General features: G+C 56.4%; 9 protein-coding genes and 1 pseudogene. 5 read left to right on the forward strand and 5 right to left on the reverse strand.

What is annotated here, in order from left to right; all coding sequences use genetic code 11:
- From K290_RS34795 to K290_RS0123295, 3 genes and pseudogenes are all read left to right on the forward strand, one after another.
- A partial coding sequence (locus K290_RS34795; RefSeq protein WP_037136084.1) for a transposase domain-containing protein occupies nt 1–249 on the forward strand: 249 nt, incomplete at its 5' end.
- Nucleotides 250–1044: 795 nt separating this feature from the next.
- A pseudogene (locus K290_RS34800) lies at nt 1045–2232 on the forward strand (IS3 family transposase).
- Between the two features lie 7 nt (nt 2233–2239).
- On the forward strand, nt 2240–3511 hold the full coding sequence (locus K290_RS0123295; RefSeq protein ID WP_028754083.1) for a hypothetical protein: 1272 nt from the start codon (nt 2240–2242) through the stop codon (nt 3509–3511).
- Here the strand turns inward: K290_RS0123295 and K290_RS34805 are convergent.
- Complete coding sequence (locus tag K290_RS34805; RefSeq protein WP_245276634.1) at nt 3508–4293, reverse strand: ABC transporter permease; 786 nt, start codon at nt 4291–4293, stop codon at nt 3508–3510. The two genes, K290_RS0123295 and K290_RS34805, sit on opposite strands and share 4 nt — an antisense overlap.
- 314 nt (nt 4294–4607) lie before the next feature.
- On the opposite strand from K290_RS34805, the gene K290_RS0123305 reads away from it, so the two are divergent.
- Entirely contained in the window at nt 4608–6539 is a 1932-nt protein-coding gene (locus tag K290_RS0123305) for a methyl-accepting chemotaxis protein (RefSeq protein WP_028754084.1), read from the forward strand.
- Between the two features lie 46 nt (nt 6540–6585).
- Here the strand turns inward: K290_RS0123305 and K290_RS0123310 are convergent, their stop codons facing one another.
- The 3 genes from K290_RS0123310 to K290_RS0123320 form a co-directional block, all read right to left on the reverse strand.
- Nucleotides 6586–8586, reverse strand: coding sequence for an ABC transporter ATP-binding protein/permease (locus K290_RS0123310; protein WP_028754085.1), 2001 nt, complete (start codon nt 8584–8586; stop codon nt 6586–6588).
- 192 nt (nt 8587–8778) lie between these two features.
- Nucleotides 8779–10020, reverse strand: coding sequence for an NAD(P)/FAD-dependent oxidoreductase (locus tag K290_RS0123315; RefSeq protein ID WP_028754086.1), 1242 nt, complete (start codon nt 10018–10020; stop codon nt 8779–8781).
- Nucleotides 10017–10334 (reverse strand): MocE family 2Fe-2S type ferredoxin, encoded by a 318-nt coding sequence (locus tag K290_RS0123320; RefSeq protein ID WP_028754087.1) that lies wholly within the window; start codon nt 10332–10334, stop codon nt 10017–10019. The genes K290_RS0123315 and K290_RS0123320 overlap by 4 nt, the downstream gene beginning before the upstream one ends.
- A gap of 198 nt (nt 10335–10532) precedes the next feature.
- On the opposite strand from K290_RS0123320, the gene K290_RS0123325 reads away from it, so the two are divergent.
- Nucleotides 10533–11570: a LacI family DNA-binding transcriptional regulator gene (locus K290_RS0123325; RefSeq protein WP_028754088.1), complete on the forward strand. Its 1038-nt coding sequence runs from the start codon at nt 10533–10535 to the stop codon at nt 11568–11570.
- Nucleotides 11571–11696: 126 nt separating this feature from the next.
- On the opposite strand, the gene K290_RS0123330 is transcribed toward K290_RS0123325, so the two are convergent.
- Nucleotides 11697–12731, reverse strand: coding sequence for a sterol desaturase family protein (locus K290_RS0123330; RefSeq protein WP_028754089.1), 1035 nt, complete (start codon nt 12729–12731; stop codon nt 11697–11699).
- Between the last annotated feature and the right edge of the window lie 128 nt (nt 12732–12859).

Raw genomic sequence — 12859 nt, forward strand, 5'->3', positions numbered from 1 at the left:
AACCTGGTGGAAAACGCGATCCGCCGACCCGCCATGAATCGCCGCAATGCGCTCTTTGCGGGGCACGATGAAGGGGGCCGCAACTGGGCCCGGTTTGCCAGCCTGATCGGCACTTGTAAAATGAACAGCGTTGAACCCTACGCCTATCTGTGCGACCTCTTCACCCGCCTCGCAAACGGCCACCTCGCCAAAGACATCGATGCCCTGATGCCATGGGCCTTTGCCGCCCGCATCAAGGCCTCACAATGAGCTCGTCAGGTACTCTTCGGTGAGCTCATTTGACGGCCCGCAGATCAACCTCAGATCGCTGCAACTGAAAAATCGATGGGGCGTGGACGCCGCATACAATTATCCCCATATATACATCTAAGCAAAGTGAATGGATCTCGCGGGAACTCGCATTGAATGCCGTAAAACTCCGAACTGTATGTCGGCAATATGCGCATGGCATGGCTGATGACATCAATGGCATCCGCTTCAGACTGTATATGGGCCTTGTCAATGATAATTGCGATATCAACGTCATCGTCGTGATCAATCAGCTTATTTTCCCGAACTAACCCCAGCAGAGTGCCAAAACAAAAAAAGATTCATCTCCAATGTCCCTTAATTCAGCGATAACATTGGAAGCAAAAGTGAGCAGTCCGCTGATATCCGCGTTACTCCAGAATCGGAACGAATGATGTATTCCATGGGATGTAATCTCCAGTTTTTGCTTAGAAAGAACCTCATTATTGAGCATATTCTTCACAATTGCCGCGGGCTCATCGCCGAAATGTATTTTGAATTTTCGCTATTCTCCCCAGAAGTGCCTGATCTTGCTCGTATGCCGCAATTATGAGGTCAACCGCCTTCGCTAACATCTCGGGTGCCACAGAACGAGGCGCGGTCTGCAAGCAGAAATTGCGAAACTCTTTTGTACGCTGTCTGTGCGAGGTAAGCAGTTCCCAATCACCGCTGTCTTGAAACTCAATGCGCATGTGACCTGCCACTGAGAATTTCCTCCAGAATGGATTAGAGTCCGGCCCATTAAAGGACGGACGCATGAAGAAGCAGCGATTTACGGAAGAGCAGATTATTGCGGTGTTGAAGGAGCCGGAAGCTGGCGCGAAGGCGTCGGACCTTTGCCGCAAGCACGGAATTTCAGAAGCGACGTTTTACAACTGGAAAGCCAAATATGGCGGCATGGAGGTCTCCGAGGCGAAGCGGCTGAAGGCGCTTGAGGACGAGAACGCCAAGCTGAAGAAGCTGCTCGCCGAACAGATGCTCGATGCGGCCGCGCTCCGCGAGCTTCTTGCAAAAAAATGGTAGGGCCTGCCGCTAAGCGTGAAGCCGTCATGCATCTGAAGGCCGTCATGGGCCTGTCGGAGCGGCGGGCCTGCCTGATCATATCCGCCGACCGCAAGACGATCCGTTATCGGTCCAGTCGACCGCCAGAGCTAGAACTGCGGGCGAAGCTGCGTGACCTCGCCAATGAGCGACGGCGTTTCGGCTATCGGCGACTGTTCGTCTTGCTCCGGCGGGATGGAGAACCGTCCGGGGTCAATCGCATCTACCGGCTCTATCGGGCGGAAGGACTTTCCGTTCGGAAGCGGAAAGCCAGACGGCGTGCCGTCGGCACGCGTGCGCCGATCCTGGTCGAAGCGAAGGCCAATGCCCGGTGGTCGCTGGATTTCGTCCACGACCAGTTCGCCTGCGGAAGGAGGTTTCGCGTGCTCAACATCGTCGATGATGTGACCCGTGAATGCCTGGCAGCAATCGGACACCTCAATCTCCGGGCGTCGGGTCGCCCGCGAACTGACGACGCTTATCGAACGGCGCGGCAAGCCCGGCATGATCGTCTCCGACCACGGCACGGAGTTCACGTCGAACGCGATCCTCGCCTGGTCAAAGGAGCACAAGGTCGAATGGCACTACATCGCGCCGGGAAAGCCGATGCAGAACGGCTACGTCGAATCCTTCAACGGACGAATGCGTGACGAACTGCTCAACGAAAGCCTGTTTTTCGGCCTCGATCATGCCCGAACCGCCATCGCTGAATGGGCAGAGGATTATAATCATTTCCGGCCGCACTCATCCCTCGGTTATCAGACCCCGGCAGGCTACGCCGGGATTATCGCCGCAACCGGCTCCAACGCTGCGCAAGATGAAAGCTTCGCGTTTCCGCCGGTTGCTACCACCGCGCCAATTGGCGTATTCAAAACCGCCGAGGCTCTAATCGCCGTTGGATGAAAGTTCAGTGGCAGGTCACTATGCAACGACCGACGATAGCATCCTCTCTGTGATGCTTTGCGAAACCACGTCCTTGCACCTCATATTCCAGGACGAACCCTCTTCTACCGATTTCGTCCAGCAACACGCCATGATCTATGTAGCGGCGATAGTGATCCCCGAAGTCCTTGGTTACGTCAGCATCAGCCAGAGTTCGATATTCGAACGCGACGGCAGCTCCAGGCCCGAGAGCCGTTTAAACCCCGGAGGACGCCTTGTACTTGGAACATTTGCCACTTCTCGGCAGCAGATCCAAAACACCGCGTGGCTTTCATCGGTTTTGCCGGGTTTTATGACTCCCGAAGCTCTATATGTTCCCAATGAGAGCCCGAGAGTTGTGAGGGAACCAATCTGGGTTCGATATGATCTCAATGACCATCGATATTGGACGGAAGGGTGGCAAGCGATAGTAACAATGCGCTCGGCCACCAAAGGCGATGGCAAATTGCAAGTGTCTGCGTTTCCAGAGTTCCCTTTCGACGACTTTATTCGGCAGTACGACAATCCTTGGCTGATGCGGGCAATGATTTCCGTTCAGAGTCGCATGATGAGCGCTCGTCGGCTTGGCGAACTTGCAGACGAAGTCATTGTGCAGTCTAACCGTAATTCAGATATCGCCGCAGCATTCTGTGTTAAGGCGTATCTAATCTTAGGCCAGCACGGCCCTTGGCTGACCGTGAATGCCCTTATAGACTCTTTTGCACCCCGCATGGTTGTGGATTCCCAATCCACAGACGTAGACATTCGTTGGGCTGTTTCTCTCCTTTATGTGAAAGCTCTTTTGGAACAAAAATATGGGCATCGGGACAAGGCTCGCCGCACGTTTGAAGAGTGTGCGAGAAGTCCCTTTTTGCGGTTCGCTCCGATGCTGGCAACGAAAACTATCTCAGCATGCCAGCAAATAGCTCTCACCGCTCTCGCAGATGAAGACAGAGACGGAGCCGTTGAATGGTTTACGCGTGGGGTAGAGCAGTCACTCGCCGCGATACATGACTTACTTCGATTTGTTCCTCCGTTTCCGTTGTACGTGCTGCCAGAAATTTCGCAGGTGATCGGCCTAGGCGCCCAATGCAACGGTGCTTTGATTGCATTGCGCCAGAAGGGCATATCGCCGATGATTTGGGACCTGATGAAATGCGATATATCAAGCCAGGTGCAAGGTGAACGGTTGACATCATGGGCGCTGCGGCAACAGCTGCAATTGGTGGTGAAATCTAAGACTCAAGTAGCTGACGCCTAAAGACGCGTTCGACGAGCAGTCCTACAAAAAAGGGTTCCAATGCCCCAAGCGAGTACATATTGTTGGTCGACAAGTTTATCGCTGTACGTCTCATAAAAAGCTGTCCGCATCCACTCCACACATACCAAAAGAGGATTGTACGCGAGCGCGTTTGCAAGCGGGTCTGGTAGGTTCGATGCAACGAAAATGGTACCGGAAGATACGTAGAGTAAGATAATAATCAATGCATATGCGGTTACAATAATCGGCATGAACATAGATGCTACGCCTACCACCGTGCCGCAGCCGACCGCCAGGAGAATTGTTGCAAGGTAGCAGCATACTGCCCGCTCAAGATCGAAAGGAAACGGCTTCTCGCCCAAGGCCCATAAGATTCCGACTATTAAAAAAAGCATGATGCACGCTGCAACTATCTCGAGAAACGCGCGTCCTATCATGACGTCAAAAACTTGGACCTCGGGAAATGCCAGCATCGACCTGTTCATGATCAACGAGTATCCCATGAAGCGCGAAACATACATAAACGTCAGTGTCGGCACGAGCCCGGTCGCATAGAATACCGCGGTGCTTTCTCCGTAAGGCGGCAATCCATGCGACATTGTATGGATGAGAATCAGCACGCCCATATGCACGAGCGGCCAAAGCGGAACGACAGCGAATCCCAATCCATGATTAAAGAATCGCGTTCGCATATCCCTCAAGATGACGGCATTCATGACGTTCTTCTTCCGCGCTATGGCTTGGATAGTCGTATGCATCTTTTTTTCGGTAGTTACTGCCATGACGGGTTGCTTCCCCAATTAGATTCAAAAGCTTTTACGAGGAATCGTATTTTGCGCAATGCTGCAAAAAGAGCGGAAGTGTTGTTCCGGGCACATATTGACAAACGGTTTACTATCCATCCTGAGATTCTCTTAGTATTAGGGTAAACTATTTGGTAGAAAGAAACGTTCTAATAATACATTCTTGAGTAGAGCCAAGATTGTTAATAGATTTGTCAGCATCTTTTGCTTAAATCCGAATACAGCGCATTTGCGCCGAGCATGATGCTCCTGGTCTGTGATGTCCCTATCCCCGACAACTGCACGGCGAGCCCATGTCGTTTCTTCAGAACACCAAGATCCGCACCAAGATTCTCTCCGTCATCGTCCCAATCTGCGTTGTTGGGATTGCCGGCATCATCGCGATGTCGCAGAGTTACAAAACTGCAAACGATGCCTATTCCAGCCTTCTTGCACACGACGACACCGCTACAATCGAGATGGCGCGAGCAAGCCAGCGAGTAGCCGCGATCAGCTATAACGCATACCAGGTCCTTGCTTATAACGCCAAGGATGCGGAGATGCCGGGCTTTGTCAAAAACTACGGCGACAACAAGAAAGCCTTGTTCGACTGGTTTGACTCCATAAAGGATCTGGTCCCGGAACAGGCGGCATCGGTTGATGTCCTGGCGGATAAAGCCAGAGCGATTACCGCGATCACCGACAAAGCCGTCGAAGCCGGGTCGAAGGACGACGAAAGCGCCAAAGAATTGCTGAAAGAAGCAGATCCATTGATTGCGGACGAGATCTTGAGCGTCCGCCACTGGATCGAGAACTCCAACAAGAGCGTCAAGGCACGAACCGATTCTTTAACGAGCCAGACAAATCAGACGATCCTCTACACATTGACGACCCTGGGTATCGTCTTCGTCGCTGCAATCTTCGCCGGCCTCTTTATCGCGGCTAGGGGCATTACCACGCCGATCGAGAAACTGCGGGCGCGTATGGTGTCTCTTGCGGGTGGAGAAACCGAAACACCGGTGCTGGGACTAGGGCGCAAGGACGAGGTCGGCCAAATGGCCGCGGCCGTTGCCGTCTTCCGCGACAATGCAATCGAGCGTATCCGCCTAGAGCAGGACGCGGACGCCAATCGGAGCCTTTCTGATCGGGAGCGTATGGAGCGCGATGCGCAGAAGGCGAGGGAAGCGGCCGAAATAGAATTTGCGGTCAAGGCGCTCGCGGATGGTCTTGGCGCACTGTCGAATGGCAATCTCCGTTACCGCATCGAGAAGCCGTTCGTCGGCCATCTCGATCAGTTGCGCTGCGATTTCAACGGTTCGATGACGAAAATGGAGCAGGCGCTCCAAGCGGTGGGCGAGAATGCCCGCGGCATCGATGCCGGTGCCGGCGAGATCCGAACGGCCGCGGACGATCTGTCAAAGCGCACAGAGCAGCAGGCAGCCTCAGTCGAGGAAACTGCCGCAGCGCTCGAACAGATCACGACGACCGTCAGGGATTCCACCCGACGGGCTGAGGAAGCTGGTCATCTGGTGGCGCAGGCCCGCATCGGTGCTGAAAAGTCCGGTGTCGTCATGCGCGAGGCAGTCGCCGCCATGGAAGGCATCGAGAAGTCTTCCAGCGAGATCAGCAACATCATCGGCGTTATCGACGAGATCGCGTTCCAGACGAACCTTTTGGCTCTCAATGCCGGTGTCGAGGCGGCGCGTGCCGGCGAGGCGGGCAAGGGCTTTGCAGTCGTTGCCCAGGAAGTCCGGGAATTGGCTCAGCGCTCAGCGCAGGCGGCCAAGGAGATCAAGGCGCTGATCTCGACTTCAAGCAGCCAGGTGCGCAACGGCGTCGAACTCGTGGCGCGCACTGGTCAGTCCCTGAGCCAGATCGTCCAGGAAGTTGAGGAGATCGACACCAATGTGAAGGCGATCGTCGAAGCGGCACGAGAGCAGTCGACGGGGCTTGCCGAGATCAACACGGCAGTGAACGCAATCGACCAGGGGACGCAGCAGAATGCAGCGATGGTCGAGCAGTCGACGGCAGCAAGCCATAGTCTTGCCAAGGAAGTGGCATCGCTGAACAGCCTGCTCAGCCAATTCAATGTCGAGGAAAGCAATAAGCAGCCGCGCGTCGCGGTGGCAAGCGAACGTCATCAGCCGACGGCGTCACCCGCCCGCTCGCTGAGGGCAAAGATCGCGGGCGCCTTTGATGGAGGCGCCGCGACTGCGGCATCAAGGGGTAGCTGGGAAGAGTTTTGAAGACCATGAAGGCCGAGTAAGGGGCAGGGGATCAGCCCGAAGACCTTCAATTTTTGCTCTCAGGAAGCGCCCCCTTGGTCGTGTTGCCTTTCGGCAGGGAACGCCGGTTGTCCACAATGCGGAAAAGCAGGTTCCGTTTTCTGCCGCGCTGGTCAAGATCAATATCGCTGACAAGCTTTGCGCCGCCCTGGCGCCGCTCCAGTGTGATCTTGCGGCTATGGAAGACTTCAAGCTCGGCCCGATGCGCTACGCTTATGATGGTGACTTTCGGCAATTCCTGGATCACCATCTCCATCATCTTGTCCTGGCTTTTCTCATCGAGTGCCGACGTTGCTTCATCCAGCACGATGATATCGGGATTGTGCAGCAGGAGGCGCGCAAACGCGAGCCGCTGCTTTTCGCCGCCCGACAACGTCTGGTCCCACGGCGCGTCCTCCTCGATCTTCTCGTTCAGATAATCGAGCCCCACCTTGTCGAGGGCCGCCTTGATCTCATCCAATTTCCAGCTATCCGCAGCGCTCGGATAGGCGACTGCACGGCGAAGCGTCCCGGAAGGAATGTAAGGTCGCTGAGGTAACATGAACAGTCGTCTGTCGGCGTGGAAATTGACGCTGCCGCCACCCCACGGCCACAAACCTGCGATGGCCCTCACCAGTGTGCTCTTGCCTGAACCGGATTCTCCAGCCACCAGCACCCGCTCGCCCGGTTCGATCACGACCTGCGTTTCCTTGACCACGGCAGTGCCGTCATCCAGCGACACGGAGAGATCGTTTAGGCTCACCATCGCATCGCCTTCAGTTTCGCCGTGCTTGATGCGTCCCAAGGCGTTGCTCTGTTCCGCGCGCTCCAGCCCGTCAAGCGACACCATCAGCGAAGCAATGCGTCGAGCACAGGCGTTCCAATCGGCAAGACGTGGATAGTTGTCGACCAGCCATCCGAACGCGCTCTGAACGATAGCGAAAGCGGAGGCCGCCTGCATGACCTGTCCGAGCGTCATGCTGCCTTCGAGAAATTTTGGAGCGCAAAGCAAAATCGGCACGACCGGCGCAAATAGGCTCGACCCCTGCGATACCAGCGTGGTGCGCATGTGCTGGTGTGCAAGGAGCGCCCACTGCCTGAGCACATTGCTGAAGGTCTTGTCGAGGTCGTTACGCTCCTCCTCTTCGCCGCCGAGCAATGCGATACTCTCGCCGTTTTCCCTAACGTGCGTCAGCGTATAGCGAAATTCGGCTTCCACCTGATTTTTCACCTCGGAGACTTGGACGAAATGTCTGCCGATGATCGCCATCGAGCTCGACGTGATCGCAGCATAGAGGACTGCAGTGATGACGAGGAAGCCGGGAACGGTGACGGTCCAACCTGCGACCGTTAGAGTGAGTGCCCCACCGATCGTCCAGAGGACGACGATGAAAGTCGAAGCCGACAGAAATGCGGAAATGACACCAGCGATGAAATCGACCGGCGATTCGGTGGCAATCCGTAAATCCTCCGAGATGCGCGCTTCGGGGTTCTTGTGGTCGCCGCCGATGAGGTTCAACTGATAATAACGGCCATTTGCGAGCCAGCGCGCGATAACCGAAGTCGTCAGCCAGGAACGCCAGCGTCGCTGGATCATCATGCGAATGTAGACTTGGATGGTAACAAGGGTGACACTTCCGAGCACGAGCGGCAGGAATACGGCGCTCAGAAAATAGACGGTGCTGGCATTGCGTTGCTCTATGGCGTCAAAAATTGCGCGATTCCAGATATTGATCCCATACTGGAACCCGACATTGGTGCCGATCAGTATCAACAGCCCGATTGAGCAGGGCCAGGCGAACCCGTCGCCGCCGCGGCCCCAGTAACCGCGCGCGCTGATCCAAAAACGCCTTAGCAAATACCTCTTGCGCGCCTGCTCGGCCTCCTCAGGCGTCATCTTTGGATCGGGTTCGACGACATTTGGCGGCGACGCGACCTCGACAGTCGATGCCTTCTCTTGGCGCGACTTCTCGGCACCGTCCCGTTCGGTGCCATCGACCGATTTGCGATTCAATTTTGTGTCGGTCATAAGCACGACAACGGCTTAAAAATCGAAAGGTTTCATGATGCCGGTGTCGGACATGGTATTGGAGGGCCTGTCGAGAAAATGCCGCGGTCGCGGCCGGAACTCACAAGCGCTCTAAAAGCTGAATTGTCACGTGGTGAGAACTGCCTGCATGAGAACGGTGCAGGGCAATTCAGAACTTGAGTGCGGTAACCGCTAGGCAGCTCTTGGCAACAGAGATTTCAAGTTCGTGTCGGCTGCCAGAGCCTCAATTGGTGGCGCGATCCGTTTGGCGATCAGCATCTCGCTCAACTTGATGTCCCTGGCGATCCGGTTGCCGGGACCTACGCCGCTTGCTGCTACCAGCCTTTGAGAGAGATCGAGATGAAAGAGAATGAACGCGCCGTCGCTCAAGTCTCTGCGGATCACTGTGCGTCCTTCATCGACGAGACCGGTGATCTGCAGGGTATGATCAAACTGATCGGACCAGAAATAGGGAACGGCTTCGTAGCTACGAGCAGCGCCCGCTAAATTCGCCGCAGCAAGCATGCCCTGATCCTGCGCGTTGCGCCACGCTTCCAGACGAAGCCGGCGTCCGCCGTATAGTGGATGCGGAAAAGAGCAGCAGTCGCCGGCAGCGTAGATATCCGCTACTGAAGTCTCAAGGTGCTCATTGACCGCAATACCGTTGTCGATGGCAATACCAGCTTGCATGGCGAGTTCAGTGCGTGGCTGTGCACCAATGCCGACGACAAGCACGTCCGCTGTGATCTCGGTTCCGTCCGAGAGCGAAATACTGACACGCTGTTCGTTGGCATCGATGTCGCCCACCGCCACGCCGCATTTCACGACAACGTCGTTTCGCTGGTGCAGGGAGGTGATGACCGCGGCGATCGGTTCGGGCACGCCGCGCTTGAGTATGCGCTCCTGGCTTTCGATCACCGTCACCCTTGCACCGCGGCTGCGAGCCGATGCGGCGACCTCAAGGCCGATAAAACCGCCGCCAAGCACCGCCGCATGCATATCGGCGCTGATCCAGGGGCGAAGCGCAAGCGCATCGTTGATCGTCCTGAGATAGAGGATCCGCCGGCTCGCCGGAACATTCGGCAGCCGCCTCGGTTCAGCGCCGGTCGTCAAGAGCAATTTGTGGTAGGGCAACGTTCGGCCGTCCGACAATATCACCTGCTTGCGATCGGCATCGATGGCGTTTACCGGCGTGCCGCCGATATGCCGGATTGCCCGTTCGCTAAGCACCATCTCGCTGAGAACGGCGGGTGCCTGCGGCGGCGTGGCGGCGAGCAGCACCTGTTTGGAAAGAGGCGGCCGCTCATACGGGAGGTGAACCTCGTCGCCGATAAGGGTAATGGGATGCTGGTAGCCGTTTTCTCTCAAGCTTAGGGCCGCGCGTGCGCCGCATTCGCCTGCACCGACAATGACGATGCCCGCCTCGTCGCTCATGCTCCGATTCCGATCATGATGCGGTCGCCTTCCAGCTTGACCGGATAGGTTCGCAGGTTGATGCAGACAGGCGCACCGCGGGCCTCGCCTGTCTTATAGCTGAAGCGTCCGTTGTGCTTTGGACATTCGATGATGTCATCCATGACAAGGCCGTCGGCGAGGTGAATCTTCTCATGGGTACACAGCCCGTCCGTCGCGAAATATTCGTCGTCGGGGCTTCGGTAAATCGCAAACGTTTTCCCGGCGTGATCGAACCGGATCACGTCCTCCTGCTCGATATCGTCGGCTGCACACGCCTCGATCCATGTCGTCATTTCTTGCCTCCTCGCAATTGGTCGCCGGCAGTTTGCCACCGGCGCAAAGATGTGGGGGGAGGAGCGTCGCGCCAGCCCATGGGACATTTGGCGTTGATTGCACTCAGCTTTTCCTCCCTCAGCACCATCAACCATGCGCGAAATAGCGCTTCACATTCCACGTCGATTATGATCATTTTTGATCAAGGGAGGACCGGAATGAAAAAAACTCGCCTGGTCGACATTGCGGCCGCCGCAGGGGTCGGCATTGCGACGGTCGAGCGCGTTCTCAATGAGCGAGGAGGCGTCAAACCGCACACGGCGGAGAAGGTGGTGCTCGCCGCCAAGCGACTGGGATACAAGGGGGTGATTCCCAATCTCTATCGTGGAACGATACGCATCGAGGTTATCCTGGTAAGACCGGAGTCGCCGTTCTTCAGCAGACTCAATCGCGCATTTGAGCGAATTGCCGCCTCGCTGGACAGTTCCATCACCGTTCACCGAACCTTCGTCGAGGAGAACGATCCGGAGAAGTTTGCCGCGCATATATCCAACAGCGCTATTCGTCGTCACGCGCTGATTGTTGTGGCCCTTGACCATCCGAAAATCAGGGAGAGCCTGGATCAGGCCCGAAGTGCCGGTATCGAGGTCGTCCAGATCGTGTCCTATGCGGAGGGCAGGGACGATGTGTTCGTGGGCATCGACAACTATGCCGCCGGCCGAACCGCAGGCTTCTATATGTCGCGAATGCTTCGACCTTTGGCCGGAAGTATCGTCGCCGTCTGTCATAGCTGGGCCTATCAAATTCACAAGGAGCGCATTCGCGGCTTTTCCGATTATCTTGCCGCCTGCGGCAACCCCGCACATCGGTTTTCGGAGGTCGTCTTCGGCTTTGATGACGATGTGAGGTCCGCGGAAACGCTGACCCAGGCGCTACGCCGCGGAACGGATGTCGTCGGCGTCTATAATGCGGGCGGTGCCAATCTCGGGGTGGGATCGGTTCTTCAGCGTTATCGGCAGCAGGAGAAGAGAGATTTCGTCTGGATCGCGCATGAACTCAACGACGAAACGCGCCGCTTCATCGTTTCGGGTCTGATGACGCTTGTCCTCGATCAAGCGCCGGAAACTCAGGCGAGACGTGCGCTGGACACGGTCCTTTCGAGGATGGGTGTTATCGACGTGCCCGTCAGCCGCGATCCGGTTCCGTTCCTGACCTATACGGCCGAAAACATCGGGCATTTTTCGCCGCCAGGCTGAAGGATCAAGGCGGAGCCTGCGAAGGAGGGCTCGCAGGCTCCGGCATTTCCCACCTTCAGCAGGCCGCTGAGGCGGGGGGAGATAGTTGCACGACCGAGGTGATCCCGGATGCGCTCCGGCCTCGGGTCAGCCAGCGGTTCCGGAGCTGCGCGCCTGCTTTTCGGCGTATTTCTTTGCCCGCTCCATAAAACGCCTGTTCATGCGATCCTCGGCCTCTTTCGAGCCGTCATGGAAAGTGCCGAACCACTTGTCGAGCGGAATGACGCCATCGGCATAATTGCACTCGAAAAACTTGTGATGCAGGTAGTGATCATAGGCGTGGGTGTCGATCGCGGTATCATCTGCGATCACGATCTTGTCGAAGCCCGCATGGCCTGGAGCAGGGGCAAGGGCGGCATGGGTCAGATGGAAGAGAGCATGGATCGGACTGGAGGGGACGATCCAGTGAATGAGTACGCCGGAGAAATACAGCAGATGTTCGACCGGGTGCATTGCCAAGCCAGACCACGGGCCGGGGTTCACGTTGTTATGATGCAGCTTGTGAACCGCATGATAGAGCGGCGGCCAGTGGATCAGCCGATGGACCAGATAGAAATGCAGGTCGCGGAATGCCGGGACCAATAGCATGATCGCAGCGCAATAGACCGGATGTTCGGCAAAATCGACATAGGGAATGATGCCGTTCGCAAAGGCCCACAGGGTCAGCACTTCGAAGGCCGTCCAAAGCGGCACCGCGCTTGCGAATGTCCAGATCACATTGTCGATGGTCTGATTGCCGAAGAGGAATGCGGGATTGCCCTTTGACGGCCATTTGCCGTTATATTTGAAGCTCGTACCCTGCTTCTTCTGCATATAAAGCCGCAGATGAAACGCACCGAAAAACAGGAAGACAAGGGCGGCATTGCGCGCGAGGAGATAGGCGATCCAGCCAGGCTCGAAGGTCTTCATCGTCACCATCGAGGGTGTCGCATAGAACCACAGCAGCGTTGCGACGACTGCGTAGACGGCATTCCACGGCATGAGATAGCCCGGATATCCAAAGAACCATTTCAGGAAGGCGACCGGCTGTGCCGGCCAGATGAAGACCGGGGGATATTTGAGGAGCTTGTTGGGCTTCCAGTCTCCTCGCTTGTCGCGCGTGCCGTAGAGCGTGTCGTCCATGTGTGGTGTCCCAGTTAACGGAATTTATGCGATCAGTCTCACCGAGGCCGGCTTGAAACGACAGCACTGTTTTGATGAAAATTGCTCATCGCCAACCGCAAGGCATTCGCGCACGGAATGGCATGGGT

The organism is Rhizobium leucaenae USDA 9039 (assembly GCF_000426285.1).
GTDB lineage: Bacteria > Pseudomonadota > Alphaproteobacteria > Rhizobiales > Rhizobiaceae > Rhizobium > Rhizobium leucaenae.